The organism is Occallatibacter sp. (genome assembly GCF_049510455.1).
GTDB lineage: Bacteria > Acidobacteriota > Terriglobia > Terriglobales > Acidobacteriaceae > Telmatobacter.
This window is the reverse complement of record NZ_JBEKYX010000007.1, coordinates 1-24,138: the sequence shown is the minus strand read 5'-3', so window position 1 is coordinate 24,138 and position 24,138 is coordinate 1. Positions and strand designations below refer to the sequence as shown.

Below are 24,138 nucleotides of genomic sequence, written 5' to 3'. Positions count from 1 at the left end.
GTCACAGGCTCTCATGGATCAACGCGAGAAGCTCGGAAGGGTGGATTGGCTTTTCATTGATCGTGAACTCAAACTTTCCCTGTTCTTTCTCCAATACGCTCCTGGCATTTTGCTGACCGGAAAAAAGAAAGATACGGCATTCCGGAGACTGTGCCCGAACGCGGTTTGCGAGCTCAACGCCGGTCATGCCGGGCATGAACACATCACTGATGAGCAGATCGGGAACGATCGACTCTGATGCGCGGAGAGCGTCTTCCGGCCGGTGAAACGGCCTGGCAACGAAGCCGGCGTGCTGAAGAATAACAGAAAGCGTATCGGCAATTACAGCTTCATCATCGACAACAAATATAACTTTGGAATTCATAATTTATCTCCTATGTAATTCACTAAGGAAGGTCTGATTAAGTCCGTGAAGCATACCTCAGCGGCTAAAGCCGCATTGATTTTGCTGCATTTATGTCACGGCTGAAGCCGTGACCTACCGTTCGTGCTACTTAATCAGAGTTTCCCTAATTCAGCGGCTGAACTTTCTACTTTCGGATGACATATCGTCATTCGTTCAACCAATACCCTCCTTCGCTCACATAGAGACGCAAGAATAGTGCGCCAGGTTGCGCGTATTTATTCAGGCTAAGACAGGCTTCTTTACGAGGCTATATGGCATCCCGGCAGGGTCAGTAGATACTTTTTACATGCGCAGGTATTGAAATGTGTAAAAAGTATCTGCCGGGAATAGCGTGTTGACAACACGTTAGCCAGTTATGGCTTTTGTATGTGGATGATGGCTTTCCCTACCGGACCGCTTGCAATCATCCTGTGAATAACCTTTGTAATATAGCCATCACCGTTGAAGGCATCCGGGGGGATTGGGCCTATGAAACGGACTAAGCCAGCGCTGTCTACGACAATGGCGAGCGGAAATTCCTGTGCGCCGAAGGTTTGTGTTGTAGCAGCGGGAACAACAAGCGTGGAGGTTCCCTGAAGCTCCTGGAGAAATCCTTCATGCACGGCGGAGTCCGTGATCATCGATGTATCAGCAAAGACGAGGCCGTAGGCATGCAGCGGCGTGTCGGCGTTGACATTGGCGAATTCTGTCAGCGTCTTCATCATCTTTCGGCACTGCACACACCAATCGGGGAAAAGCACGAACACGGTGCCTGCGCCAAAAGATTCTGGAAGGCGCGGCTTGGCTGTGGAGGATGCGAGCGAGCGCGTGATGGTGAGATCGGGCAGGTGCTTGCCCAGCAGATGAAAGCGCGTGCGGACGTTTTCAATGCGCTGGCGATCTTCCGGCGCAAGTGTTGCCGCGTCAGGCAACGCGGCATCGCAACTGGCGACAATGGCTGAGCCGGCAATGCTGTTGCCCATGTTCTCATAGAAGAAGGCGAGCTGCATGGCAGAGTCGTAAAGTTCGCCGATGCTCATGACGCCGTCGCCGGTTGCGGATTTGAGCGGAGTTCCCTGCTGCAGAGCGGCGATGATTTTTTCGTGCTCATCCTCCGCAAGATGCAGCGCCTGAAAAGCGCCTCGCTGTTCGAGCGAGTCCTTCATGTAGCGGAGCGTGAAGGCGGCTTCAGCATCGTAGGGAAGCGCGTTGAGCATTTCCTGCGCGGTCTGCGCTGCCTGGTCAAACTGGCCCATCTGCAAAAGAGCATTGGCGTTCAACGCGTAGGCTTGCGCGCGATGCGGCTGGGCATTGCTTGCGATGTAATGCGCGGCTGCGGTGTTGGCCGATCCCCAGACCTGGCCGAAGGCGCAGAGATGCGCGTAGTCGTAAAGATCGTCGCCGGTGTAGGCCTGGGAATCCATCTGTGTGCAGGCCTCGCGGGCTTTGCCGATGCCGATGGATAAAGCACCTAACTCCGGGTCAGACCAGTTGTCGAGCGAGGCGCGCACCTGGTCGAGCGGGCGCATGGATTGCTTGTAGACTTCAGCGGGGGAGAGCGCGGCTGGCGGCGCGGGAGATGGAGCAGTAGCGGAGGGAATCGGCGCCGGAAGAGGCGCAGTTGCTGGAGCGGCCGGAGTTGTAGTTTGTCCATGCGCGCCATATACGCACATCATCAGCATCAGCGCGAACCGCACTCGTTGGAACATGGATACTCCGTAGAAATAGTCTGCGATCCACTGCGCCGCGCCGTGTCCGAGCGGAACGCAGAGGGATGATATGCACTTGCTGGATTAGACACCGATAGAGGCGAAGATGTTCCCGCGGCTATGCTACCCTCACATCACTGGATGAGCGATACGCATAGTTCTAAAACACAGGTGAGTCCGGCTGATTTGCCGCGCGTTCTTGGTGCGCCGCAGGCTACGGCCATCGTAGTGGGAACGATCATTGGCAGCGGCATTTTTCTTGTTCCGCGCGAGATGATGCAGGACCTGGGCTCGTCTTCATTGGTATATCTGGCGTGGGTCGTGGGCGGACTGCTCTCGCTCTTTGGCGCGATGACTTATGCCGAGCTTGGCTCAATGCTGCCATACGCGGGCGGCGAGTATGTGTATCTGCGCGGGGCCTACGGAGACACGACGGCGTTCTTATATATGTGGACGTGGTTCGCGGTTGCGAAGCCTGCGTCGATTGCGGCGTCCACGGCAGGTTTAGCACGAACGCTGGGCTTCTTTCCGGCATTTCATTTTCTGGGCGATCATGTGGCGGGGACGCCGCTGCTGTGGTCGCAGGTGTTTGCGATTGGCGTGACGTGGTTCATGACGGGGCTGAACTATCTGGGCATCAAGAAGGCCGGGGATTTTCAGCTTGTGTTCACCGTACTGAAGGCCGTGCTGATCTTGATTGTCGCGGCGCTGTGCTTTGCTTCGGCAACGGGCTCGTGGAGCAATTTTTCGACCGGTGTGCCGGGGGCTGTGGGCGGAATCAACGGCTTTATGACGGCGCTGATCGCGACGCTGTGGGCCTATGACGGCTGGAACGATCTGACGATGGTGGCAGGCGAGGTAAAGCGGCCGGAGCGCAGCCTGCCGATTGCGCTGATTGGAGGGTTGTTTGCGGTCGGTGTGTTGTTCATGGCCACGAATGCGGCGATCCAGTACATTTTGCCGGCGGCGCAGATTGCAGGCAGCGAGCGGCCCGCGGTGGCCGCGCTGTCAGTCGTGGCCGGTCCGCGCGGAGCGGGATTCGTCGCAGCGGCGATGGCGGTAAGTATCTTTGTCTCGCTGAATGGAACTGTGATGAGCGGCGCGCGCGTGCCGTTTGCCGCGGCGCGTGACCGGCTATTCTTTTCGCGATTCATGGCGATCGATCCGCGATTTCAATCGCCGTCGTTTTCTCTGATTGTTCAGGGGCTGCTTTCGACTGTTCTGCTGATTTTTCTGTCACAGTTTCAGCAGTTCTTTGACTTGGCAGTCTTTGCGGAGTGGATGTTCTACATGCTTACGGCATCGACGATCTTCTACTACCGCAGGAAGTATCCGGAGCTCAAGAGGCCGTACCGCGTGTGGGGTTATCCCGTGTTGCCGGCGATCTTCATTCTCTGCGCGGCGGCAGTGCTGGTATCGAGCTATACGAGCAACCTCAAGGGATCGCTGCTGGGAACGGTGGTGATTCTGCTGGGGCTGCCGGTGATGTGGGCGGTGCGGAAGATGTACGGGAAGTCAGTGCCGATGGAAGAAGGGCGAATGTATTGAAAAACGCTGTCATTCGAGCGCTATTTATGAATTCTCTCCTGGTTCCGGAGCTATAACGGAGCAGTTTCCATGGAAGCAATGAATTGGATGCCCGACAAATTGACCTTCGTCAAGCGATCATCGTTGGTTACAAACAAGTCGCACCCAGCGCTCGCCGCAGTAGCCAGTTGAATTGCATCAGGAGCTTTAATGGAACGGTCCTGGCGGATAAGAGCGAATATCTCACCCGCCTTCCGATCAAAGGAAAGTATGTTCACTTCCGGCTCTTTCAGCAATGAACTATATTTGCTCGCTAAGCCCTTATCGCCTGCGTGAATCGGTTTTACAAGCACCTCTCCCAGCGTCAGCGTGGATGTCAGGATCGTGTCTTTACGCATCGAAAGCTGCGTGAAGATAGCATTCGCACGATTTCCGCGCGGCCCCATATCTTCCATGAGGTAGATGAAAATATTGGAATCCAAAAAAATCCTGCTCATTCCCATCCCTCGCGCAATTGCCGGATGTACTCGTCAGGATCAATCCCTTCCGCCATCTTCGCGCCAATTCCCCGCGCCTGAAGAAGATTCTCCAAGTGCCGCGGACGCGCCTCGTCCGGAATAACAAGTCTTTCTCCGGGAGAATATGAGGTTTCGCGCAACTTCCGGCCCCATTCATCGGGATCCTCCAGCGTTGTTGCCACTCCCTTGGCGCTTGCATATCGCTGCTTCGCCCATTCCAGCAGGGGAAGATACTGCTCGGGGAGTTCTCCCGCGTCCGGGAAGATTTTTCCGGTCCGTTCAGGATGTACTTCGTCGCCTGGAAGCAGAAGACGGCGCGTGTGCTTGCCGGTTGCAAACAGCATCCGATGCTTACCTGGATTTGGAGCCCTGTTTGCTACACAGTGTTGAGAGGCATGAACGCTGACGCCTGAGCGAAGCTCGCCATTCACGTTCTCTCTCGCAGCCCGATTCACAATCTCTTGAATAGTGAATTCTGGCCGGCCGGGCTGTTCCCGATGGAGAAGAGAGGTTGCGATAAACACTTCCGCAGCGCATGAAACTTCAATGCGAGTAGCCAGCATTGTCATTCCCCTCCTTGTGGAATATTCCCCGCAAGGAGAAGGTTAGCACAAGATACGACTCGTACGACACAATTTTGTCGTACGACTAGCTACGACGCTTGGCCACTTCCGAATACACTTCGACATATTGGCGGGCGGGTTGGGTCCAGCTATAGTTCTTGACCATGCCGTTACGCATCAGGCGGTGCCAGGCTGACTTCTGCGGGAAGACAGCGAGAGCGCGGTCGATGGCTGCGAGGAAATCGCCCGGAGCGTAGCCGTAGAACTTGAAGCCTGTGCCGGTTCCCTGTTCCGGATTTGTGCCAGCGTTCCACTCTTCGATGGTGTCATCAAGGCCGCCTGTGGCGCGGACGACGGGCACGGCACCGTAACGCAGCGAGTACATCTGGTTCAGGCCGCTGGGCTCATAGCGGCTGGGCATGAGAAAGATGTCGGAGCCGGCTTCGACCTTGTGCGCGAGGGCTTCATCGTACTTGACCCGCAGCGAGACGCGGCCCGGATAGCGCGCGGCAAACTCGCGGAAGAGGTTTTCGTAGTACGCCTCGCCGGAGCCGAGAACAGCGACGGAGACATCGCGGCGCATGAGCTCATCGGCAATGCCGGAGAGAATGTCAAAGCCCTTCTGCGTGGCGAAGCGCGAGACAATGCCGAGAACGGGAGTTGTGGCCGAAACAGATTCAAGGCCGAAGGCGTGAAGCAGATCGGCGCGGCACTCCTGCTTGCCGGTGAGGACGTTGGCGGTGTAGTGCGCAGCCAGGTAGCCGTCCCTGGCCGGGTCCCACTGTGCGTAATCGACGCCGTTGAGAATGCCGCGCAGATCGGCGGCGCGGCTGCGGAGGATGCCCTCAAGGTTGTTGCCGAACTCGGCGGTCTGAATTTCCTCAGCGTATTTGCGGCTCACGGTGGTGAGCATGTCGCTATAGACGATGCCGCCTTTGAGGAAATTGAAGGTGTTGAACTGCTCCACGCGATCCATGGTGAAGATCTCCCAGGGAAGGAGAAGACGCTCCGTGGTTTGCGGCGGAAACCAGCCCTGATAGCCCGCGTTATGGATGGTAAGGACAGTGCCTGCGCTGGCAAGAAGCGGATCGGGTGCGTAGATGGTGCGCAGATAGATGGGCAGGATCGCGGACTGCCAGTCATGAACGTGAAAGATCTGCGGAACGCCAAGGATTTTCGAGGCTTCAAGGACAGCGCGGCAGAAGAGGCCAAAGCGTTCCCAGTTGTTGGGATAGTCGCCGGTTGGTGTGCCGTAAAGGCCCTGGCGGTCGAAGAGTTCAGGGCAATCGACAAAATAATACTGCACGCCATTGCGTTTGCCGCCGTCCACGATGCCGGCAAAGCGGTTGTAGGACTCATAAGGGATGGTGATGGAGCGGATAACGTACTTCCACCGGTCTGCAAGATGCGGGCGGACGACGGCATAGAGCGGCAGATAGACAGTGACTTCATGGCCGAGCTTGACGAGCTCCGGCGGCAGTGCGCCGACCACATCGGCGAGACCGCCGGTTTTTGCGAAAGGAACACACTCCGAGGCAGCAAATACAATACGCATGAAGGCTCTTTCTCCACCCAATAAGTCAGTCTAGAGCACACGAAAGCGGATACGATGCCGAACCACGCCCAATCCGAGGAAATTACCGATTCTTCACTCTCGTTGGATGCGGGAAGGATGCTGCTCGACACCGCTCTATTGGACAACCCCATCTGGAACGCGCTGAGCACGGAACACGTGAAACTCGCGCTGGGCGATGAGCGTGCGCGGCGTTATCCAACAGAGATTGGACCGCTGAGCGGCATTCCCGCGCAGACAGAAGAGAGCTATGAGGCGCTGAGCGAGCTGGCTGAAGACGGCGTGGTGGTGCTGTTTTCCGTGGAGCCGATTGTGCCCGCAGGCGGCTTGCATGTGGTGCGGAGCGGACCTATTGTGCAGATGGTGCGCAAGACTCGCGGTGTTGAAGCGGATGCGGGCGAGTTGATACCGCGCAAGCTGACAGCGGAGGATGCGCCTGCGATGGTAGCGCTTGCCGATCTGACAGAGCCGGGACCGTTCCGGCTGCGGACGCTGGAGCTGGGAAATTTCTACGGGATCTTTCATGGCCTGGAGCTGGTGGCGATGGCGGGCAAGCGGATGCACTTGCCGGGACTGGTCGAGGTCAGCGGCGTGTGTACGCATCCTGCGGCGCGGGGCAAGGGATATGCACGGCGGCTGATGCAGATTGTGATTGACGAGATTGAGCGCGATGGAAAGACTACGCTTCTGCACGCGTACAGCACGAATCCGGCGATTCGGCTATATGAGGCGCTGGGATTTGAGACGCGGCAGGAGTTTCATTTTGCGGCGCTGGTGAATGGGGGCTAAGAATCCCCGATGGGGTATTGCGGATTGAACGGGAAGACCAGTTCGGCCTGCGTGGCAACGGGTTTTCCGTTGACGGTCGCAGGATGGAAGCGCCAGCTCTTTACGGTTTCAAGAACAATCTGATCGAGCTTGTTGCCGAGGCCCGTCACGAGGGTTTCGCTGACTACGCCACCTGCCGCATCGACATTGACATCCACAACGATCTTTTTCTCAGAACCCGGCAGAAGCCCGCGATCTGTAACGGGCGGCTTGGGCGAGAAGACCGGGAAGGCCGGTGTGGCGTCTTCATCATCCGCGCCGTTGCCTGCCTTGGTCTGGCCTGAGCCTTTGCTGTTTTGTGGGTTGGGAGGCGAGCCGCCGCCGTTTTTCTTTGGCGGATCTTTCGGGGCGGGCAGGATGGTCTTTTTGGTGGGATCGGCGTTGTGGTCCGGAGTCTTAGTGTGAGCAGCTGCGGGATCGGGCGGCAGCGTGAGCTTAATGGCGTGCGATGCGCCCGCGATTTCAACCTGACTGACGGAGATGAAGGAAGTGGTCACGTTGGCGGGACGGAGGAACCGTGAGCCGGTGGCGATTCCCACAAGGAGCAGGCTGCCGAAGAGGGCTCCGTGGCAGACGAGAGAGAGCAGAACCCCGCCGGTAAGGCGTCGAGTACGTTCGATCTCAGGCGGCATAGCTTCCCTCCCGTTCTATTGCGTTCACGTTAGGTCCGATTTTCGCATACTTTCAGGCTGAGCCATGGGCGGGCGCTCCGATACCATGATCTTTTGACTCTTTATGCCAGCAAAATCCAGGCTCGGACAGAATTTTTTGCGCGACCAGTCGGCGATTGCGCGGATCGGAGCCGCGCTCGGCGACGTTTCGAGACAGAATGTGATCGAGATTGGACCGGGCGAGGGGGCGATTACACGAGCGCTGACCGAACGCGCATGCCACGTGACGGCGATTGAGGTGGATCACGAGCTGGCGATTGCGCTCCGTGCCTATTTGCCTTCGGAGAAGCTCACCGTCATCGAGCAGGATGTTCTGCAATTCAACTTTGCGGATGCCGCGGCACAGGCCGGACACAAGCTTCCGGTTGTGGGAAATCTGCCGTATTACATCACCTCTCCAATTCTGCTCCGTTTGGCCAAGAATCATGCGTCGCTCGATCGCGCAGTACTGATGGTGCAGCGCGAAGTGGCGGATCGCGTGGTAGCTGAACCGGGTTCGCGCGATTACGGGCTGCTCTCCGTGACGGTGCAGATGTATGGGCCGGTTGAGCGGCTGTTTACGCTGCCGCCAGGCGCGTTTTCTCCGCCGCCGGAGGTGCATTCCACTGTCTTTCGATGGCGATTTGCGCCGCGCTTCGCAGAACTGGGCGTGAATGAAATGAGCTTCATCCAGTTTGCAAAGCAGATCTTCGCGCAGAAGCGAAAGACGCTCGCGAATAATCTGCGGGCCGCGGGATTGGAGGCAGCCGCGGTTCAGGCGGCTTTGGCGGAGACGGGGATTTCGCCGCAGGCGAGGGCGGAGTCGTTAGAACTCGATAAGCTGGCCGCGCTGCACGCACACCTTGAAAACAAAAAGGCCGCCGCGCTGTAAAGCGAGGCGGCCTCTTCAAGCCATCCGGCTTTTATCCCGCTACTTGGGAGAAGCTGGACGCGGAGCTGGTGGAGGCGGAGCCGCACGCGGCGCAGGAGAAGACATGGGAGCGCTGGGCGCGGGGTGCGGGTGAGATGCACTGGAGCTGGGAGGCGGAGCCGTGTAACCGGGCCTGGTTTGGCCCGAGTACTGGCCGGTAGCCGGGTTGTAGCCGGGACGATTCCCAGCGCCTGCATTCGCGCCGCCTGAGCCGTTGAACTGCACCGGCGTGTTCGCAAGCTGGTGATTATAGACAGGCCGGTGGGAGACGGGCCGCATCGGCACAACCGTAGCTCCAGCGATTGTGACCGGCGTTCTGCGATCGCGCAGGGGCAGGCCAGTCTCAATCGGCTGACCAGTGCGGTTTACCGCAATGACAGGCTGAGCGCCCATTGCGTGGATTAAGCCGCCCGGACGCACCGGACCGCGCAGGCGCGGAGGCAAGGGGCGACCCGGTGGATGCCATCCGAAGGGACCGCGGCCAACGTTGAATCCCCAGGCGCTGCCGCCCCACCAGGGCGTGCAGCCTCCCGGGGCCCAGCCCCAGCCAAAGCCGGAATACCAGTTCCAGAGGCCGCACTGGTAGGGCAGATAGCCCCAGGAGTAGCCGGAGACCCAGGTGTAGCCGTAGCCCGGACTATTCATCCAGTAGCCGCTGCCGTAGGGGTCCCATGAGCCGTTGGAGGCGTCGTAGGGAGACCAGACATAACCCTCGCCCGGCACGTCATACCAGTTCCCGTTCTGGTTCAGATCGCCCCAGGCTGGATTGGTTGCGTCATCCATGCTCCTGGTAGCGGGCGTGGCGCTGCCGGCGGCAGCAGTCAGCGCCTGGTCGCGGTCAGAGTTCCACGCATCCCAGGAATCGGGCTCAACGATTTCAGCCACACGAAGCATGCTGTCTTGAGGCGCGAGCCTTACGCTTTCGCCACCGTGAAGGTCCGCGGTAATTCCGTCAGGACCCTCCAGATGGATAGTTCCATCAAAGACAGCAACCTCTCCGGGAGCCTCGTCGAGCTTGACGCGGATAACGGCAGCGCCGGTGGAGGCGGCTGTGTAGCCGGCAAAGCGCACGCTCTCTCCGCCGCGCAGCTCAAAGTAACCCATTCCATGATCGAGAAGAAAATCGCCGGCGCCCTGTTGCATGCCTTCCAGGCTTACGGAGCTATCGGGCGGGATGCGGCCAACGGTGCCATCCGAAAATTGAAGTTCGGCGCGGCCGTCATCGCCGGTCTGGACGCCAAAGCCGTCAAAGAGCGGCGTGTTGGCCACGGCCTGATCGGTGATGGACTGGCCGGATTGCAGGATTCTGACCTGGCCCTCGATGGTGCTGAGGCGAACGGCTCGATTCTGGCCTTGATTTGACGCGGGATTCTGGGCTGGATCCTGGCCCGAATTCGGGATTGCACCGTTTCCGGCATCCTGCGCCACCGCCAGCGCGGATAGCCCCGCTGACAGCGCCAGTGCCGCTGCCCATGTAGTCATGTGCCTTTTCATTGCCCGTTTCCCCCACTTCTTACCGACAGCGGATAACCCAAAAAGTTGCGTGTCGAATATAGATAAAAATACGCTTGAACGGGGCAAAACGCTCGGTAATGGCTTAAAGCCCAAGGATTTTATCAGCCGGATTTTCGGCACTACTCAACAGGTTGCGGAAAAAGGCAGGTTTGGTGAACAAACATCCCGCAGGGGCTAAAGCCCGGACACGTCTTTGCGATAGTTACGGCACGAGTAAACTCGTGCCCTGATTGCTGACAAAGCCGGTCTGGCGGTTTTAAGGAAGGGCCCGGGGCTAAAGCCCCTCTTGAATACATTGGCCTTATTCGTGAGGCTGAAGCCTCACGCTCCCTCCGGAAAAACGAAGATGGAGTTTTTCATCAGGCAGGGCACGACTTGAGTCGTGCCCTGTTACAAAACGATTCAAACTGAGCCAGTACCAAACGCTCACTTAAGGAAATAGAAGGGATCGGGATACTTAACGGAGTACTCGGCGAGGGGCTTGCCGCGAAGATCGCTCCACTGATCGCCGACGTTGAGAATGATTTTGTAGCCGGAGGCGGCGATGCGCCCGCGGGCGGCGGATTTGTAGTCGAGAGCGCTGGTGGATTCCTCATCGGTCTGGCGCAAAATGAGCTGCTGCCAGTTGTCAAAGCCGACGTTGCGAAGATTCTGCTCGGTGACGGCGCGCTGGCTTTCCGTGCGTCCAGTGAGGAAGAAGACAGCGACGCCAAGGCGCTGGGCTTCCTTGTAGAGGCGGAGGGTGCCGGCGATTGCGGGAGCTTGAGCGGAATCCACCCAGGCATTGAAGCGGGCGGAGTCGTAGGCGAAATCCGCGCCGGCCATCTCGTCGTAGTTTGAGAGCGTGGTCTCGTCAATGTCGAGGATGAGCGCGAGCTTCTCCTCCGTTGAAGGGTGCAGGACGCGGCGATGAAGAAATGCGATGGCGCGGTCTGCCTGCACGTCGAGATCGTGCTGATAGCAGACCGTGGGACGGGTGCAGTCGTGATAGGCGCGGAGCTGAGCTTTGACGTTGTTGAGATTCTGAATGCTCTCACTGGGAGCCAGTGGAGCAACGGCCTGCGCAGCGGCTCCCATGCAGCAGGAGAGAATGAGAGCGAGAAAAACGGAATCACGACGATAGCGCATGAGCAAAATCCCCCAGAATATGACAAATACATGAGCCGGCGTCCATGCTTTTAGCAGCAGCAACTCCCAAGATTACACTGAATCTTATGCTGCGCATTTTGAATGCCGTGCCTACCGAGCACCTGAAGCTGCTGGTCTTCGACCTGGATGGAACGCTGATTGACTCGGCACGCGACCTGGCGAACAGCGTGAACGCCGCGCTCGAACATCAGGGACGGCCCGCGCTGCCGGATGAGTTGATCGCGACTTATGTGGGCAACGGCGCGGCAATGCTGGTGCGGCAGGCACTGGCAGCCGAGAACAACATTGCGCCGGATGAAGTTCATGACGAGGAGCTGGCCACGGCGTATAGCTACTTTCTGGAGCACTATCGCTCGCACAACCTGGATTTCACCTATGCCTATGAAGGCGTAGTGGAGGCGCTGAAAGCGCTGAGCGGGCGGTTCGAGATGGCTGTGCTGACCAACAAGCCCGTGCGGCCGGCGCAAAGGATCTGCGAAGGGCTGGGGATGGCGCAGTTCTTCCGGGTAATTTACGGCGGAGACAGTTTTCCGCTGAAGAAGCCGGACCCGATGGGACTGAACGCAATCATTGCCGAAACCGGAGTGCGTGCCGATGAGACGCTGATGATCGGCGACAGCAAGGTGGACGTGCAGACCGCGCGAAATGCCGGCGCCTGGAGCCTGGGCTGCCAGTTCGGCTTTGGACCGCAGAATCTGCATGAGGAGATGCCGGATATTCTGGTGGACCACGCAAATGGCTGGACGGAGGCCCTGGAGCCTGCGAAAATAGATTTACAGCGTAAGCCAAAGAAAGCCTGAAACCGTTTACGGGCCATATCCGTCTACGAATGACAGCAGTTCAAAACAAATCACAGGCATTTGCAAGCTCAGGTTCCTCGCACGAAGATGCGAGAACTGTCACTACAGTTTGAATCCGGTAGGCCAAAGTCAAGCAGCAGACTGCACGCAAACGCGTGTACGGGATTTTGTATCTCCGCGCAAACGGGATGCCGACAATATTGCCTTGGAGTTGAGATGATTCGCTCTCTCTCGCTATTTCTGTGCCTCGCCGCGCCGTCGCTTGTCGCCGCGGCTCCCAATACTCCCACCAATGTGCCTGCCGTGCCCGCTCCTGTGCCAATTGCCGGCGTGGTCGCCGATCCTACAGGGGCAATCGTTCCCGGCGCGGAGATTGACCTGATTGACGCCACAGGCGCTGTGGCCGGCACAATCCATTCCAGCGCCGACGGCTCTTTCCAGATGCAGCCGCCCAAGGCCGGCAGTTATACGCTGGTGATCTCTGAGCCGGGCTTTGAGACGACGCGGATGCCGGTGGTGGCTGTCGTTCCAACCGTCGCGGTGAAGGCCACCAGCTCCTCTGTCATGCAGGGAAATATGTTTCCCGTCCCGCTGAAGGTTGTGCTGCCAATTGCGGCGCTTGCCACGAACGTGCATGTGAGCGCAGACGGCAATGAGGACCTGACCGCCGGCGACAGCAATCGCGATACGCAGGTGATCACGTCGAGCGACCTGAAGCAACTGCCGATCTTTGACAACGACTACGCGACCGCGATGAGCGCCTTTATGGATGACAGCGCAACGGCGACCGGCGGAGCGGGGCTGATCGTCGACGGCGTGGAAGGCTCGCGTTCTCCGGTTTCCGCCTCCGCGGTGCAGGAGGTGCGCATCAACCAGGACCCCTACTCGGCGCAGTACTACTACCCTGGCCGCGGACAGATGGAGATCATCACCAAGTCCGCTCAGGAGCATTATCACGGCGAGTTCAACTTCATCTACCGCAATTCCGGTTTGAACGCCCAGAATGAGCTTGCGCCTTCCAAGCCGTTTGAAGAGCGTCAAGTGTATGAGGGCCACGTTACCGGGCCTATCATCTTTGCGCATAACTCAAGCTTTCTGGCTTCGTTCAATCACGACTTAGAAGACACAAACGCGGTGGTGGATGCGGACGTGCTGCCCACGCCCGAAAATCCCTCCGGCGTCCTGCTGCAGAATGTGCCCACGCCTTCCGGCGAGACATCCTTCAGCATCCGCGGCGCGCACAAGTTCGGCGACATGCACTCCGCCTACGCGCAATATGGCCACTGGCAATCCCACTCGTCAAACCAGGGCATCGGCGGGCAGACGCTGGCAGAAGCTGGCTGGAATGGCCTGAGCAACTGGGACGGTATTACACTGCACGCCGATTCAGCGCTTTCCGCGGTACTGGTTAACCAGATATCCCTGGTGGGCGAGCGCTGGAGCACCATCAATACGAATGTGGTGGATGCGCCGAAGATCAATGTAAACGGATACTTCACCGGCGGCTCGGGCCAGAACAACGCTCAGTACACTGGGTACAACCTGCGCTTCTATGACATGGTTTCCTGGACGCACGGGAGGCATTTTGTGAAGATGGGCGGGGGGATACCGAACTTTGCGCGGCTGGCTGCCGACGACGACACAAATGCGTTGAGCAGCTACAGCTTTGGGCCGACGCTGGCCGCCGATGGCGTTACGGTGCTGCAGACGGCGCTACAGAACTACGAGAACAATCTTCCTTCGGGCTTCTCGCAGGGCTATGGAGAAACCCACTTCGTCTACCACCAGCAGGAAGCCGGCGTGTTTATTCAGGACCAGATCAAGCTGACCACGCGCTTCGCGATCACTCCGGGACTACGCTATGACTGGTTGAATTTCCTGGCGCAGAAGCGGCTCGGATTCTCTCCTCGCCTCTCGTTTGCATACGTGCTGGATCAGAAATCAAAGATGGTAGTGCGTGGCGGCGGCGGACTCTACTATGACCGCTTTGGTGGCGGTCCGATGCTGGATCTGACGCGCTATGGCGGCCTGCAACCGCGGCGGCGCACGGTAAGTCTCTCGCTCAATCCGGCAGATCAGCCGGAGAGCGGCTGCTATCCGATTTCAAACTGCTACGACGTGACGGCGCTGCCTGTGAATCGCGTGGAGCTGGCGCCGAATGCGCGCCTTCCATATCAGATGCAGTATGGGCTTTCAATTGAGCGCGGGATGGGCGAAAAGGGAACGTTATCAGTAAGCGCATACGCGATGCGCGATATCGGAGCCTTCCGCTCGGTGGACATCAACGCGCCGACGCCTGAGTCAGGCTACACAGTCCGGCCCGATCCGAATTACCTCCGCATCCGCCAGATGCAGACGCAAGGCTTCTATGAAGGCGACGCAATGGATATCGCTTACCAGGGCCGCTATAACAAGTGGTTCTCCGGGTGGGGGCGGTACACGTGGTCGCACTATGGGTCGGATACGGGCGGCATCGGGTGGTTTCCGCAAAACCAGTACGCGCCCAATGACGAGTGGGGCCCGGCAAACTGGGACCGCAGGAACCGGATCGGCTTCTATGGAGTCTTCAATCCGAAGAGTGTCATGAATCTCTCCGGCGGGATCTTTGCCAACTCCGGCAGGCCGTGGACGGTGACCACCGGCACAGACCCTTATGGCGACGATCTCTTCAACGCACGGCCTGAAGGCGTGGCGCCCTATAGCGAAAGCCTGCCGCCGTATGTCGATTTGGACCTGCGCTGGGGTCACGATTGGGCCATTACGGAGAACAAGGACGACGAGGCGCCGCACGTGGGCTTTTCGGCTTCAAGTTTCAACATCCTGAACCATCCGAGCGTGTCAGGAGTGGACTCTGTCCAGACCTCGCCGACCTTTGGCGAAACGACAGCAGTGAGCGCGCCCCGGCGGCTTCAGTTGGCAATGCGGTTTGAGTTCTAGGGACGAGTGACACAGGACGAGAGACGAAAAGACAGGTTCCCGGCTGAGTCAATACCTTGGCCGGGAACTTTTTGTTTCAGGTGCGCGTATACTCCGGCAAAGGGGATGTCTATGCGCGCTCGCCTGCTTACTCTTACCCTCTGCGCCGCGGCGTTACTGTTTGTGGCCGCTCCTGCTCGTGCTCAGAACGACCGGGTGCAGTTCTTCAGCAACATCCACATAGGGCCAAACGATACCGCCAACAATGCGGTTTGCTTTTTTTGCAGCGTGGATGCCGAGGGACCGGTGAACGGTAATATCGTGGCCTTTTTCAGCCATGTGAACGTGCGCACCACGGTGGATCAGAATGTGGTGAGCTTCTTCAGCAACATGAACGTGCTCCCCGGCAGCAGCGTCGACCAGAATCTCGTTACGATGTTCGGTTCCGTGCACGTGGATAACGGAGCCCATGTGGGTCAGAATGCAGTTACGATGTTCGGCTCGTTTTACGCGGCAGATTCGGCGTCCATTGACGGCAACCGCGTATATTTCCCCTTCTGGCTCTTCGGCATACCAACGCTATTAATCGGCCTGGTGATTTACGTAATTGTGCGAGAAGTACGCGAGCGTCGTTACCGCAGGCAGTGGATGGCAAGCCAGGCAATGGGTCCGAGAGCATAACCGCGACAAGCTGACCTCCGCACAAAATTGGGTGGTAGATCAAAACGAGCCTTCTCGGAGACCATTTCGTTGAGCAAATAAAATGCCAACAGCGTCTATCCGTATGTCACCCATGAAGACTTTACTCTCCTCATTTGCGCTGCTGGTAGCTTGCACAATGCTCGCAAGTGCGCAGGCTAAAGAGTCTCAATCGGCCTTCGATGTTGCAGCAATCAGTCTGCACGATCCCGCGCCGCATGAGCGCTCACATATCGTCAGCTCAGATAAAGGCGGGAGTTTCACCACCAGGAACGTATCCTTGCTGGCAATCGCGCAGTACGCCTTCATGATCCCGGACAGTCGCATCATGAACGTGCCTTCCTGGATGAAGACGGAACACTTCGACATTGACGCGAAATCGGACGATGCGGTGACCGAACGGTTAAGCAAGCTGGATTGGGACCAGGCAAAACAGATTAAACATGAAATGATCCAGTCACTTCTGGCGGACCGGTTTAAGCTAGCGGTGCATCGCGAGACGCGTGTACTGCCTGTTTACGAGCTTGTGGTGAGCAAGGGTGGGTCGAAGCTGTCAGCGTCCAAGGCTCAGGGTTCGATGGTAAATCACGGTCTGGGCCGTCTGAATGCGCAGGGAATGACCGTAGCCGGAATAGCACAGGAGCTGGCATCGGACGCGGGCCGTGTGATTGTGGACAAGACTGGTCTCGATGGGCGATTCGATATAGATCTCAAATGGACACCGGATGACGCCGCCGGACAGGCTGCAGATGGCCCACCATCATTATTCACGGCACTCAAGGAGCAGATTGGTCTTGAGCTTGTGCCAGCAAAGGGGCCAGTAGAAGTGCTGGTCATCGATCATGTGGAACAACCGTCGGCGAATTAATGGCATTCATTCAATTTCGAACTGGCCTTCTATTGCCATAAAGCTATTGATTTCAAACCGCGCTACTATTCTAAGCTAAGCATTTTCGCTATATTTTCGCCTTCTTGATATACTAATTCCCGATATGGACTTTCAGCTCGTCACACAATACAAGCCGCGCGGAGACCAGCCGCGAGCCATCGAAGAGTTGGTCAGCGGGCTGGCCGGTGGAGAGCGGCACCAGGTGCTGCTTGGTGTGACGGGGTCCGGCAAGACCTTCACCATGGCCAAGGTGATTGAGCAATCGAACCGCCCGGCGCTGATTCTGGCGCATAACAAGACACTCGCAGCGCAGCTTTATCACGAGTTCAAGCAGTTCTTTCCCGGCAACGCGGTCGAGTACTTCGTCAGCTACTACGACTACTACCAGCCGGAGGCGTACATTCCCGCCGGCGACCTGTACATCGAGAAGGAATCGACGGTCAATGAGGAGCTGGACAAGCTCCGGCTCTCGGCCACTCGCTCGCTCTTTGAGCGGCGGGACGCGATCATCGTCAGTTCGGTGAGCTGCATCTACGGCCTTGGCTCGCCGGAGGCTTACTACGGCATGCTTTTGCTGCTCGAAAAAGGTCAGCGGATCAGCCGCAAGGACATTACGCGGCGGCTCGTGGAGATTCTCTACGAGCGCAACGATGTGGACTTTCGCCGCGGCACATTCCGCGTGCGCGGCGATGTGATCGAGGTCTACCCAACTTATGACGAGAGCGCATTCCGCATCGAGCTCTTCGGCGATGAAATCGAGTCGCTCTCGCAGATCGACCCGCTCTTTGGCACGGTGAAGCAGAAGTATTCGCGATTGCCGATTTACCCGAAGAGCCATTACGTGGTGCAGCCCGAGCGGAAGATGCAGGCGATTGACTCGATTCTGAACGAGCTGAACGAGTGGGTGCCGCAGCTTGAAGCGCAGGGACGCATGGTCGAAGCCCAGCGCGTCAATCAGCGGACGCGCTTCGATCTCGAAATGATCAAGTCGATGGGTTACTGCCACGGCATCGAGAATTACTCGCGTCACTTCTCCGGGCGGCTGCCGGGCGAAGCTCCGCCCACGCTGCTCGATTACTTTCCACGCGACTTCATCCTCTTTGTGGACGAGAGCCACGCCACGATTCCGCAGGTACATGGAATGTGGCACGGGGACCGCAGCCGCAAGCAGAACCTGGTCGATTATGGCTTCCGTCTACCAAGCGCGATAGACAACCGCCCGCTGAAGTTTGACGAGTTCGAGAACCGGATTCACCAGACGATTTATGTCTCTGCCACGCCCGGACCTTATGAACTCACGCGCGCCTCGGGCGTTGTGGTTGAGCAGGTCATCCGTCCCACGGGACTGGTCGATCCCGAGATCGAGATTCGGCCGGTGAAGGGGCAGATTGACGATCTGCTGGCAGAGATACGCGACCGCGCCAAGCGCAACGAGCGCGTGCTGGTCACAACACTGACCAAGCGCATGTCGGAAGACCTGGCAGGCTATTACACCGAGGTGGGCGTGCGCTGCCGGTATATGCACTCGGAGATTGAGACGCTGGAGCGCGTAAAGCTGCTGGCCAGTCTACGCAAGGGCGAGTACGACGTGCTGATCGGCATTAACCTGCTGCGTGAGGGGCTGGATCTGCCGGAGGTTTCGCTGGTAGCAATTCTGGACGCGGATAAAGAAGGCTTCCTTCGTTCGGCCGGATCGCTGATTCAGACAATTGGCCGCGCAGCGCGGCATTTGCAAGGCCGGGCGCTTCTGTACGCCGACAAGATGACGGACTCGATGCGCCGGGCTATCGACGAAACCGATCGGCGGCGGGTGATCCAGCGCGCGTACAACGAGGAGCACGGCATTACGCCTCAATCGGTGATCAGCTCGATTGACATGGGCCTAGCGATGATTCTCAAGTCGGAGTACGGCGACGTGCTCGTCGAAGAGACCGCCGGAATGCCGGAATTTGCCTCGCAGGGTGAGGTGGATTCGTATATCACCGGGCTCGAGATGGAAATGCGCGAAGCGGCGAAGAGGTTCGAGTTTGAGCGAGCTGCAAAACTGCGCGATACGATCAAAGAGCTGCGCGAAAAGGAATTTCTCTTCGGCTGAGCGAAACTCAATTTAAAGAAGGAATTAGCGCGTTGTCTTCGGCGCAAGGCCATTTCGGACCTTACTTTTTATTTCGTTTTATTGCGTTTTAATATGAATAGCGACGTTGATCTTCTAAATATGTCAAACAATTGAATTTGCTTGACCCGTACGACTAAAGCGATTTATTTTGTTGGCTATCCGAGGCAACTGCTCTCACAAACTCCGCATCGGATTGGGTGGAGAGTTATAGATTTTGAGCGCAGTCGCTAAGTCATGGGCCTTTGCACCACCCGCACCGGCAATCCTGCTAGTGAATGACGATCCACTCCAGGCATACGCTCAAAAAGAGGCTTTTGAATCTGTGTATCAGCGCGTTGTCCGTGCCGCCGGTGCCGCAGAAGCCTTCATTCTGGTCGATCAGCCTGCATTTGCCCGCGATCTGGCACTGGTAGTGGTGTCCCTGCATATGCCAGGGCTTTCTGGACAGATGTTCGTGGACGAGCTGGCCAGCCGCGCGCCGCGGGTTCCGGTGCTGGTGCTCTGCACCAATGACGGGTGTAAGGAGCAATACGCATCCGCCAATGCGCACTTTTTGCCTGCTTCCGCTTCCATGAATGTCATGTTACGCGCCGCCAGCGAGATCATGCAGCCTGAAGTTTTGCGCATCGCCTGAAGACTCTTTCACTCTTCCTATCTATCGATCTTTTTCTCCATCCATTGAGCGAGGCATCCTCTTCTTCGCGTCCATAGAATGACCATGCCGGCTGTGCTTCCCCTCACAATGCCGCGTCGCGTGGGTCTGCGAAAATAGTGATTGAGGTACCAATGGCAACCTTTGGCAGTTTTGCCTTAATTGCCGCCCTGGCTTTGGCGGCGTACAACCTGCTGGCCGGCACCTTTGCGTTGCGGCTGATAGCCACCGGCGGACAGGCACGCATCTCGCCGGAGCGGCTGGCGGATACGGCGCGGCGCGCGGGCATTGCCAGCTTCGTGGCGGTCACCTGCGCGGCCTTTGCGCTGATATGGAGCGTTTTTACCAACGACTTTTCCATCGCATACGTCCTTGAGCACTCCAATCGCGCCTTGCCTGCCGCGTACAAATTTTCGGCGATGTGGAGTGGCCAGGAGGGTTCGCTGCTCCTGTGGGCGTGGCTGCTGGCCGGTTATGGATTCGTTCTGCGGCTCACGCACAAGAACGACGTCAAGCTGTATGCATACGCGGGAACCATTCTGGCCGGAATTCAGGTCTTCTTTCTCTCGCTGTTGAACTTTGCCGCGCCGCCGTTCTCGCTGCTGCCGGGCTATGTGCCGGGCATAACTCCGCTGCCTGACGATGGCAACGGCCTCAATCCCCTGCTGCAATATCCGGAGATGGTCATCCATCCGCCCATGCTGTACCTGGGCTACGTGGGCTTCTCGGTGCCATTCGCCTTTGCGTTAGGCGCGCTCATGATGCGCTATCCGGGCGAAAAATGGATCCGCATCACCCGCGTATGGACGATGGTGACCTGGACCTTCCTGACCTGCGGCATCTTTCTCGGCATGCACTGGGCTTATGCGGTGCTGGGCTGGGGCGGCTACTGGGGTTGGGACCCGGTAGAAAACGCAAGCTTTATGCCGTGGCTTGCGGCAACAGCCTTTCTGCACTCCGTGATGATGCAGGAGAAGCGCGGCATGATGAAGAGCTGGAATGTATGGCTGATCTTCATCACCTTCATGCTTACCATCGTCGGGACGCTGCTTACACGCGCCGGGCTGGTCAGCTCGGTACACGCCTTTGCGCAGTCCTCCATCGGCACGTGGTTTTATATCTTCCTGGGCCAGATACTGCTGGTCTGCCTCTTCACATTCATTCTGCAGAAGGACCACCTCAAGAGCGATCACCAGATCGAGTCGCTGGTCAGCCGCGAGTCGAGCTTCCTCTTCAACAATCTTGTGCTGCTTCTGGCCTGCTTCGTGATTCTGCTGGGAACCTTCTTTCCCATCCTGAGCGAGTACGTGCAGGATCATAAGGTCACCATCGGCGCGCCGTACTACAACGCCGTCGCCATTCCCATTGGTCTCTTCCTGCTGTTTCTCACAGGCGTTGGACCGCTGCTGCCGTGGCGCTCGGCTTCGCTCAAGGCCATTCGCCGCAACTTTGTCATTCCGGTCATTGCTCTCTGGGGCATGGTGATTGTGGCGCTCGTTGCAGGCGTGAGGCCGTGGAAGGATGGCGAGTTCCAGACCGGCACTTTTTACGCGCTCATTGCTTTTGCGCTCGCGGCAGCGGTTCTCACCGCCATTGTCAGCGAGTTTCTGCGCGGCGCAGGCGTCATCGCAAAGCAGACCGGCAAGAACCTCTTTGCCTCACTGGTGCTGCTCACGCGTCGCAACACGCGTCGCTACGGCGGCTATCTGATTCACATCGGCCTGGTGATTGCGATCATCGGGTTTGCCGGCACGGCATTTAACCGGAACGTGGAGCAGGAGATGGGCCTGCACTCAAAGATGCACATCGGTCCATACGACCTTGAGTGCCTTGGCTTCTCGCAGGATTCGAACTCAAACTACAACTCGGAGTTTGCGTTGCTCGATGTGACTTCAAACGGCAAGCCGGTGAAGGTGCTCACCACCAGCGGATTTACGAATCTGCAGATGACGCCTGAGAAGCGCGTGTACCTGGCAAGCCAGCAGCCGCAGACGATGGTGGCAATTCACTCCGTGCCGGAGTGGGATCTGTACGTGGTCTACGAGGGCATCAATCAGGACACAGGCCAGCCGATCATCAAAGCTATCCTGAATCCACTCGTTGGATGGATCTGGTTTGGATGGATCGTGATCGTGATTGGCTCGATTGTTGCGCTCGTGCCTTCGATCACTCCCTCAACAGCAGCACTGAAGATTCCGGCGAGCGCAACGGTTCAAGCCGCGGCGGGCCAGTCCGCGCTCAAGGGGGGCGATTGATGCGCCGAACCCGAACGATCAAGTTGGGTGCCCCATTCCTGGCACGTCTTTGTTTTTGCGCCAGGGGTGGGAAAGCGATTCAGTTCGTACAGGCTCTTTTCCTCGCCATTGCAATCTGCTTCACGCTGGGCGCAACCTCAGGCAAGGATCGGTTTGACAGGCTGAGTCATCGCATGACGTGCCCGTGCGGCTGCACGGAGTTGCTGGGCGAGTGCAACCACGTAGGCTGCCCCGATTCAGGTCCGATGACGAATGAGTTGATGGCCTCCATCAAAAACGGGCAAACGGACCAACAGGTTCTGGATGCCTTTACGGCAGAGTATGGCACAACTGTGCTGGCTGCACCGACGACAAAGGGCTTCGATCTGGTGGCGTGGATTGCGCCGGCAGCGGTATTTCTTGCGGCACTCTTTGGAGTGCTTCTCGTAGCGCGGCACTGGGCCGCAACGCGGCCGCAAACTCTTCCAGCACAGAGCGACTCGCCGGAAATATCGGCTCTAAGAGAAAAGATTCGCCGGGAGACCGGCGCGGATGGAGGTTTTTAAGCAATGACCTCAAATACCGGATTGATTGCCGGATTACTGTTGCTCATTGGCGCGTTTGTTTACACCTTCTGGCCGGAAAACTCCTTTGCCGCTCAGAGGCAGAAGACGCAGCTCGATTATCTGCTCGAACGCAAGGAACAGCTCTACGAAAACCTGCGCGATTTGAACTTTGAATATCGCGCCGGAAAGTATCCGGAAGAAGACTTTGAAGCGCAGCGCGCGTCTCTTGAAACCGAGACCGCACAACTGCTCGCCGAGATTGAGCGGCTGCAGCAGGCATAAGACAGAGATCAGGGGTCAGAGATCCGATTTGGTCCCGAGTAAGAATTGAAGGATTACGACACGAATGCATTTGACTCGATTTGCTACCAGCGCTTTTGCTTTGAGCGTTTTGTTTTCGGCCTCGCTGGCGCACGCCGCCGCCACTTCCGGCACAGTCAACAACAAGACCACCGGCAAGCCTTCCGCAGGCGACACAGTAGAGTTGATTGATGTGCAGGCCGGCATGAACGCCGCGGCCAAAACCACCAGCGATGCCAAAGGCCATTACTCGCTGAACATGCCGGGAGCGGGACCGTACCTTGTACGCGTAACACACCAGGGCGCGCCGTTCTTTATCGCAGTAGGCGGAGCATCAGGCGATGTGACGGTCTACGACGTAAAGGCAAAGGTCGATGGTGTTTCAATTGAAGATCAGATCTTCGGCGTTGAGACTGCGAACGGCCAGCTGCAGGTCACGGAGCAGTTCGTAGTGCATAACGTCAGCTCGCCACAGATGACGCAGTATGGCGATAAGCCCTTCGAGTTCGTGCTGCCGGAGGGCGCAGTAATGGATGCGGCTGAATCCACGCGCCCCAGCGGCATGCCAACGATGTCCATGCCGCACGCGCTGCCGGAGAAGAGCCACTACACGTTTACCGTGCCTATTGACCCGGATCAGGGATCGGATAAGATGACCATCTTCCAGATCCAGTTTCATCTTCCCTACTCCGGCTCGTACACCTTTAAGCCCACGCTGATGATGCCCGTGGACAACCTCGTCATCCAGATGCCGAAGGCGATGACTTTTACGGCAAAAGACGGGCTGGCCTTTCAGCCGCTGCAGCGCGATCCCTCGTTTCAGATTTTCCTGCTGAAGAACGCCGTGCCGGGCAATACGGTTCAATTCACGGTAAGCGGCGAAGGTTCGATTCCGCGCGAGGGCCAGCAAGGCGGCTCTGGCGCTGCAGGCGGCGCACAGGCAGCGCAGAGTAATGGTCCCGGCGGAGGCATCGGCGAGCCTATCAACCAGCCCGATCCGCTGAGCAAGTACAAATGGTGGATCCTGGGTGGAGTAGTGCTGGCGCTCGGTATTGCAGCCGCATTTCTGTTACGCAAGCCTGCGGGAGCCGTAGGCGCACCGGCGGCCAGCGGCACAGTTGCAGGAGCAGCCGTGAATCCTCTTATTCCTGTGACAGCCGCAGGTAAGAATGCCGCACTGTTAAACGCCCTCAAGGAAGAACTCTTCACACTCGAAAGCGAAAAGCTCTCCGGCACAATCGACGCAGACGAGTATCAAACGCAAAAGTCAGCTCTTGAAACAGTGCTGAAACGGGCGCTTAAGAGAAACTCATAAGCTGCAAAATCTCTATCGTCAGGGCATCGCAGGCGCAATCTGCCGCGCACGCAGTGCTTGGTAAACTTGAAGTAGACCCCGCGCGCCGCAGGCGCAGTTCGCCGTGCGCGCAGCACCCGGAGCATTTGTGCATACAGCAGTGGAAGAACGCATCATCCGTCCGGCGCGCAACATTCTCGGCAGCCTGCGCCTGCCCGGCGACAAGTCCATCAGCCATCGTTACGGAATGCTTGCGGCGTTTGCCGAAGGCACCTCGCGCTTTACGAATTTTTCGACCGGTGCCGACTGCGCCTCCACGCTGGC

At 57.9% G+C, this 24,138-nt stretch carries 21 protein-coding genes and 1 pseudogene; 14 read left to right on the top strand and 8 right to left on the bottom strand.

Annotated features, from left to right (window positions below; translation table 11 throughout):
- Position 1 precedes the first annotated feature (1 nt).
- Positions 2-364 carry a response regulator gene (locus tag ABSG47_RS02365; RefSeq protein ID WP_424165879.1) on the bottom strand — a complete coding sequence of 121 codons (363 nt, stop codon included), beginning with the start codon at positions 362-364 and terminating at the stop codon, positions 2-4.
- Between the two features lie 395 nt (positions 365-759).
- Positions 760-2,094 (bottom strand): hypothetical protein, encoded by a 1,335-nt coding sequence (locus ABSG47_RS02360; protein WP_424165877.1) that lies wholly within the window; start codon positions 2,092-2,094, stop codon positions 760-762.
- Between the two features lie 186 nt (positions 2,095-2,280).
- Between ABSG47_RS02360 and ABSG47_RS02355 the strand changes: the two genes are divergently transcribed.
- On the top strand, positions 2,281-3,642 hold the full coding sequence (locus ABSG47_RS02355) for an APC family permease (protein ID WP_424165875.1): 1,362 nt from the start codon (positions 2,281-2,283) through the stop codon (positions 3,640-3,642).
- A 50-nt stretch (positions 3,643-3,692) separates the two neighbouring features.
- On the opposite strand, the gene ABSG47_RS02350 is transcribed toward ABSG47_RS02355, so the two are convergent.
- From ABSG47_RS02350 to glgA, 3 genes are all read right to left on the bottom strand, one after another.
- Positions 3,693-4,118, bottom strand: coding sequence for a type II toxin-antitoxin system VapC family toxin (locus tag ABSG47_RS02350; protein ID WP_424165873.1), 426 nt, complete (start codon positions 4,116-4,118; stop codon positions 3,693-3,695).
- A complete protein-coding gene (locus ABSG47_RS02345) occupies positions 4,115-4,483 on the bottom strand; it encodes a hypothetical protein (protein ID WP_424165871.1) in 369 nt (122 codons plus the stop codon). Before ABSG47_RS02345 ends, ABSG47_RS02350 begins: the two co-directional genes overlap by 4 nt.
- A gap of 304 nt (positions 4,484-4,787) precedes the next feature.
- The gene (gene glgA, locus ABSG47_RS02340; RefSeq protein WP_424165869.1) at positions 4,788-6,257 is read right to left on the bottom strand and encodes a glycogen synthase GlgA; all 1,470 of its coding nucleotides are present in this window, start codon (positions 6,255-6,257) and stop codon (positions 4,788-4,790) included.
- A gap of 54 nt (positions 6,258-6,311) precedes the next feature.
- On the opposite strand from glgA, the gene ABSG47_RS02335 reads away from it, so the two are divergent.
- Positions 6,312-7,064: a GNAT family N-acetyltransferase gene (locus tag ABSG47_RS02335; protein WP_424165867.1), complete on the top strand. Its 753-nt coding sequence runs from the start codon at positions 6,312-6,314 to the stop codon at positions 7,062-7,064.
- On the opposite strand, the gene ABSG47_RS02330 is transcribed toward ABSG47_RS02335, so the two are convergent.
- Complete coding sequence (locus ABSG47_RS02330) at positions 7,061-7,735, bottom strand: energy transducer TonB (RefSeq protein WP_424165865.1); 675 nt, start codon at positions 7,733-7,735, stop codon at positions 7,061-7,063. The genes ABSG47_RS02335 and ABSG47_RS02330 overlap by 4 nt on opposite strands.
- Positions 7,736-7,838: 103 nt before the next feature.
- Between ABSG47_RS02330 and rsmA the strand changes: the two genes are divergently transcribed.
- Positions 7,839-8,645: a 16S rRNA (adenine(1518)-N(6)/adenine(1519)-N(6))-dimethyltransferase RsmA gene (rsmA, locus tag ABSG47_RS02325; protein WP_424165863.1), complete on the top strand. Its 807-nt coding sequence runs from the start codon at positions 7,839-7,841 to the stop codon at positions 8,643-8,645.
- A gap of 39 nt (positions 8,646-8,684) precedes the next feature.
- Here rsmA and ABSG47_RS02320 read toward each other — a convergent pair whose 3' ends face one another.
- Together ABSG47_RS02320 and ABSG47_RS02315 are read right to left on the bottom strand one after the other, a co-directional pair.
- Positions 8,685-10,166 carry a DUF6600 domain-containing protein gene (locus tag ABSG47_RS02320; protein ID WP_424165860.1) on the bottom strand — a complete coding sequence of 494 codons (1,482 nt, stop codon included), beginning with the start codon at positions 10,164-10,166 and terminating at the stop codon, positions 8,685-8,687.
- Between the two features lie 459 nt (positions 10,167-10,625).
- On the bottom strand, positions 10,626-11,327 hold the full coding sequence (locus ABSG47_RS02315; RefSeq protein ID WP_424165858.1) for an HAD family acid phosphatase: 702 nt from the start codon (positions 11,325-11,327) through the stop codon (positions 10,626-10,628).
- Between the two features lie 44 nt (positions 11,328-11,371).
- On the opposite strand from ABSG47_RS02315, the gene ABSG47_RS02310 reads away from it, so the two are divergent.
- From ABSG47_RS02310 to ABSG47_RS02260, 11 genes and pseudogenes are all read left to right on the top strand, one after another.
- The gene (locus ABSG47_RS02310) at positions 11,372-12,148 is read left to right on the top strand and encodes an HAD-IA family hydrolase (RefSeq protein WP_424165856.1); all 777 of its coding nucleotides are present in this window, start codon (positions 11,372-11,374) and stop codon (positions 12,146-12,148) included.
- 216 nt (positions 12,149-12,364) lie between these two features.
- Positions 12,365-15,085 (top strand): TonB-dependent receptor, encoded by a 2,721-nt coding sequence (locus ABSG47_RS02305; RefSeq protein WP_424165853.1) that lies wholly within the window; start codon positions 12,365-12,367, stop codon positions 15,083-15,085.
- A gap of 111 nt (positions 15,086-15,196) precedes the next feature.
- Positions 15,197-15,745: a hypothetical protein gene (locus ABSG47_RS02300; protein WP_424165851.1), complete on the top strand. Its 549-nt coding sequence runs from the start codon at positions 15,197-15,199 to the stop codon at positions 15,743-15,745.
- Positions 15,746-15,857: 112 nt separating this feature from the next.
- Positions 15,858-16,631: a TIGR03435 family protein gene (locus tag ABSG47_RS02295; protein ID WP_424165848.1), complete on the top strand. Its 774-nt coding sequence runs from the start codon at positions 15,858-15,860 to the stop codon at positions 16,629-16,631.
- A gap of 124 nt (positions 16,632-16,755) precedes the next feature.
- Complete coding sequence (uvrB, locus tag ABSG47_RS02290) at positions 16,756-18,747, top strand: excinuclease ABC subunit UvrB (protein WP_424165845.1); 1,992 nt, start codon at positions 16,756-16,758, stop codon at positions 18,745-18,747.
- 235 nt (positions 18,748-18,982) lie between these two features.
- On the top strand, positions 18,983-19,402 hold the full coding sequence (locus ABSG47_RS02285) for a response regulator (protein WP_424165843.1): 420 nt from the start codon (positions 18,983-18,985) through the stop codon (positions 19,400-19,402).
- Between the two features lie 152 nt (positions 19,403-19,554).
- Positions 19,555-21,675 carry a heme lyase CcmF/NrfE family subunit gene (locus ABSG47_RS02280; RefSeq protein ID WP_424165840.1) on the top strand — a complete coding sequence of 707 codons (2,121 nt, stop codon included), beginning with the start codon at positions 19,555-19,557 and terminating at the stop codon, positions 21,673-21,675.
- On the top strand, positions 21,675-22,220 hold the full coding sequence (locus ABSG47_RS02275) for a cytochrome c-type biogenesis protein (protein ID WP_424165838.1): 546 nt from the start codon (positions 21,675-21,677) through the stop codon (positions 22,218-22,220). Before ABSG47_RS02280 ends, ABSG47_RS02275 begins: the two co-directional genes overlap by 1 nt.
- A gap of 3 nt (positions 22,221-22,223) precedes the next feature.
- Entirely contained in the window at positions 22,224-22,502 is a 279-nt protein-coding gene (locus ABSG47_RS02270; RefSeq protein ID WP_424165836.1) for a hypothetical protein, read from the top strand.
- Between the two features lie 64 nt (positions 22,503-22,566).
- Complete coding sequence (locus ABSG47_RS02265) at positions 22,567-23,835, top strand: peptidase associated/transthyretin-like domain-containing protein (RefSeq protein ID WP_424165833.1); 1,269 nt, start codon at positions 22,567-22,569, stop codon at positions 23,833-23,835.
- Positions 23,836-23,938: 103 nt separating this feature from the next.
- Positions 23,939-24,138: pseudogene (locus ABSG47_RS02260) on the top strand (hypothetical protein); the annotation flags it as partial.

What these genes read in the sequence shown, in the direction of transcription:
- ABSG47_RS02315 (WP_424165858.1), bottom strand. Translation starts at nt 11,327, where the DNA reads ATGCGCTATCGTCGTGATTCCGTTTTTCTCGCTCTCATTCTCTCCTGC.
- uvrB (WP_424165845.1), top strand. Translation starts at nt 16,756, where the DNA reads ATGGACTTTCAGCTCGTCACACAATACAAGCCGCGCGGAGACCAGCCG.
- ABSG47_RS02275 (WP_424165838.1), top strand. Translation starts at nt 21,675, where the DNA reads ATGCGCCGAACCCGAACGATCAAGTTGGGTGCCCCATTCCTGGCACGT.
- ABSG47_RS02310 (WP_424165856.1), top strand. Translation starts at nt 11,372, where the DNA reads ATGCTTTTAGCAGCAGCAACTCCCAAGATTACACTGAATCTTATGCTG.
- ABSG47_RS02295 (WP_424165848.1), top strand. Translation starts at nt 15,858, where the DNA reads ATGAAGACTTTACTCTCCTCATTTGCGCTGCTGGTAGCTTGCACAATG.
- ABSG47_RS02320 (WP_424165860.1), bottom strand. Translation starts at nt 10,166, where the DNA reads ATGACTACATGGGCAGCGGCACTGGCGCTGTCAGCGGGGCTATCCGCG.
- rsmA (WP_424165863.1), top strand. Translation starts at nt 7,839, where the DNA reads ATGCCAGCAAAATCCAGGCTCGGACAGAATTTTTTGCGCGACCAGTCG.
- ABSG47_RS02335 (WP_424165867.1), top strand. Translation starts at nt 6,312, where the DNA reads ATGCCGAACCACGCCCAATCCGAGGAAATTACCGATTCTTCACTCTCG.
- ABSG47_RS02330 (WP_424165865.1), bottom strand. Translation starts at nt 7,735, where the DNA reads ATGCCGCCTGAGATCGAACGTACTCGACGCCTTACCGGCGGGGTTCTG.
- ABSG47_RS02345 (WP_424165871.1), bottom strand. Translation starts at nt 4,483, where the DNA reads ATGCTGTTTGCAACCGGCAAGCACACGCGCCGTCTTCTGCTTCCAGGC.
- ABSG47_RS02365 (WP_424165879.1), bottom strand. Translation starts at nt 364, where the DNA reads ATGAATTCCAAAGTTATATTTGTTGTCGATGATGAAGCTGTAATTGCC.
- ABSG47_RS02265 (WP_424165833.1), top strand. Translation starts at nt 22,567, where the DNA reads ATGCATTTGACTCGATTTGCTACCAGCGCTTTTGCTTTGAGCGTTTTG.
- ABSG47_RS02360 (WP_424165877.1), bottom strand. Translation starts at nt 2,094, where the DNA reads ATGTTCCAACGAGTGCGGTTCGCGCTGATGCTGATGATGTGCGTATAT.
- ABSG47_RS02350 (WP_424165873.1), bottom strand. Translation starts at nt 4,118, where the DNA reads ATGAGCAGGATTTTTTTGGATTCCAATATTTTCATCTACCTCATGGAA.
- ABSG47_RS02300 (WP_424165851.1), top strand. Translation starts at nt 15,197, where the DNA reads ATGCGCGCTCGCCTGCTTACTCTTACCCTCTGCGCCGCGGCGTTACTG.
- ABSG47_RS02270 (WP_424165836.1), top strand. Translation starts at nt 22,224, where the DNA reads ATGACCTCAAATACCGGATTGATTGCCGGATTACTGTTGCTCATTGGC.
- ABSG47_RS02280 (WP_424165840.1), top strand. Translation starts at nt 19,555, where the DNA reads ATGGCAACCTTTGGCAGTTTTGCCTTAATTGCCGCCCTGGCTTTGGCG.
- glgA (WP_424165869.1), bottom strand. Translation starts at nt 6,257, where the DNA reads ATGCGTATTGTATTTGCTGCCTCGGAGTGTGTTCCTTTCGCAAAAACC.
- ABSG47_RS02305 (WP_424165853.1), top strand. Translation starts at nt 12,365, where the DNA reads ATGATTCGCTCTCTCTCGCTATTTCTGTGCCTCGCCGCGCCGTCGCTT.